The organism is Streptomyces sp. cmx-18-6 (assembly GCF_046548915.1).
Classification (GTDB): Bacteria; Actinomycetota; Actinomycetes; order Streptomycetales; family Streptomycetaceae; genus Streptomyces.
In genome coordinates this window covers 1-631 of the sequence record NZ_JAEBEP010000045.1, presented here as the reverse complement: position 1 = coordinate 631, position 631 = coordinate 1, and the positions used below count along the sequence as shown (strand labels likewise).

The window sequence follows — 631 nt, the reverse complement described above, 5'->3', positions numbered from 1 at the left end:
AGCCAACTGGGCACGAAGACACACCAGTTCAGCAGCAACACCCTGCTCTGGCTCGAGGGATCCTCCACGGAACCAGCCTAAGAAGTCATCTCAATTGGCGAGTAGACTGTCAGCTGTGGTGGGGATCGTTGAGCGGCTGGTGCCGGATGAGTTGTGGTTGTTGTTCCAGCGAGTGGTGCCGGAGGCTCCGTCGCGCCCTCAAGGAGGAGGCCGCCGTCGGCACGGCGACCGAGAAGTGCTGGCTGCGATCGTGTTCGTAGCCACGTCCGGCTGCACGTGGCAGCAGGTTCCGTCAGCGTCGTTCGGACCGTCGGGGGCGACGGCCCATCGGCGCTTCACCGAGTGGACGAAGGCCCGGGTCTGGGCCAAGCTGCACCGCCTGGTTCTCGACGAACTCGGTGCCCGCGGCGAACTGGACTGGTCTCGCTGCGCGATCGATTCGGTGAACATGCGGGCCCTGAAAAAGGGGACCTGACAGGTCCGAATCCAGTGGATCGGGGCAAGTACGGCTCAAAGATCCATCTGATCACCGAGCGAACCGGTCTGCCCCTGTCCGTCGGGATCTCCGGCGCGAACCTTCACGACAGCCAGGCCCTGGAGCCGTTGGTGCGCGGCATCCCGCCGATCCGCT

Annotated in this window: 1 pseudogene; it reads left to right on the top strand. The window is 64.7% G+C overall.

What is annotated here, in order from left to right:
* Positions 1-115: 115 nt before the first annotated feature.
* Positions 116-631 (top strand): annotated as a pseudogene (locus ACLJPL_RS34060) (IS5 family transposase); the annotation flags it as partial.